Origin of the sequence: Vibrio sp. OPT46 (assembly GCF_015163535.1) — a bacterium.
GTDB lineage: Bacteria > Pseudomonadota > Gammaproteobacteria > Enterobacterales > Vibrionaceae > Vibrio > Vibrio alginolyticus.
Genome location: NZ_JADDYG010000246.1, coordinates 1 through 1,296 on the forward strand (window position 1 = coordinate 1; position 1,296 = coordinate 1,296).

The window sequence follows — 1,296 nt, forward strand, 5'->3', positions numbered from 1 at the left end:
TACCACCAGAGCTAAGCAGCAATGATCGTGGCTTTAGAAATAAAGTAATTCATAAAGGTTACATTCCATCCGTAGACGAAGCTATCGGGTTTGGAAAGGTTGTTTACAACCATATAATGGCGGTTATATCAGAACTTGAAGTTAAATATGGTCGTCAAAAACTGTATGAGTTTTACTCGAGTCAACTTCCACAAGGTGGTTCTAGTTGGGTTGTCAATGAATCTGCCAAGTCTATGAATCTATCTCAAACATCTGGAGGCACCTCAGTGGTTGATTTTGATACTATGTTGCAGAGGTTTAGTCGATAGAAAATTATAACAAACTGTTTAAGAGTGATTCGCAACGCGTGGCATTTTTACTATGCGTTGGTTTTGGTGTTTAAGGTTGTATGCGGCGGCATTTGTATTGCGTTGCTCACACCTTAACAGGGCGTTATATTTTCCAGCTTCAGCGGGATCAAAGAGGTTTATTTAGTGAGAAGAACGATTCTCCGTGCATTTTTCGACTCAAGTAGAGCAATGCAGAATGTGTATATTGGGTTAATACTGTTCTTCTTAAGTTTGTTAAGAATTACACTTGAAGTATATCCACTAAAAGAGTCTGTCGGACAGTCTGTAACTTACCCTCTGTGGGAGTACTTTTCGGGAAACCTGTTACCTGAGATGTCAGGGATGGTTATAGAGGTATTATTATTCCTTTTTGTGATCGACGTTATCCGTGAATTTGAGAGAACGAAGCTTGAACAAGAAGTCGAAACTGAAAAGGTTAGACTTAAGAAAGAGCAAGAGAATAATGAGCTACTCAGAAAAATACAGATTGAACGCCGTTTAAGGCATCAACTCAGGGTTCTCGTAAGACGTATCTTCGAAGATATAGAAATTGTACATGAAGAGACTTGCGCAGAGTTCAAGTTTCATGCTGATCGATATATAGAAAATCAAACCCTATTTGTTTCTCTTAGCTCCAAGGTATCTGAGGAAACTGCTGATAGTAACTTCTATGAAGAGGCAAAGAACCTTGCAAGCTTTGAACTTGAACTTTTGATGGCAGTTACTCAATTATGTACCGAATTAAGTGACAAGCATATGAAGACATGGATGAACATTCTGTTCTTTCTTAAGCAGTTATCAATTGGTCAAAAAGTTGATGAGAGTACACTTGCGCTAATAAAAAATATTGCTGATTTCGAAAAATGGAGTCGAGCAGAGGGTTTTGATAAAAAAATATAACAATCTGTTTAAGAGTGATTCGCAACGCGTGGCATTTTTACTATGCGTTGATTTTAGTGATTAAGGT

2 protein-coding genes are annotated in these 1,296 nt (G+C 37.9%); both read left to right on the forward strand.

Annotation, left to right across the window (positions count from 1 at the left end; genetic code table 11):
- Positions 1-308, forward strand: a 308-nt coding sequence (locus tag IQR33_RS10980) for a hypothetical protein (protein ID WP_228013855.1), incomplete at its 5' end; no start/stop codon positions are given.
- 165 nt (positions 309-473) lie between these two features.
- Positions 474-1,229, forward strand: a complete 756-nt coding sequence (locus IQR33_RS10990) for a hypothetical protein (protein ID WP_151514914.1) — start codon at positions 474-476, stop codon at positions 1,227-1,229.
- Positions 1,230-1,296: the final 67 nt, after the last annotated feature.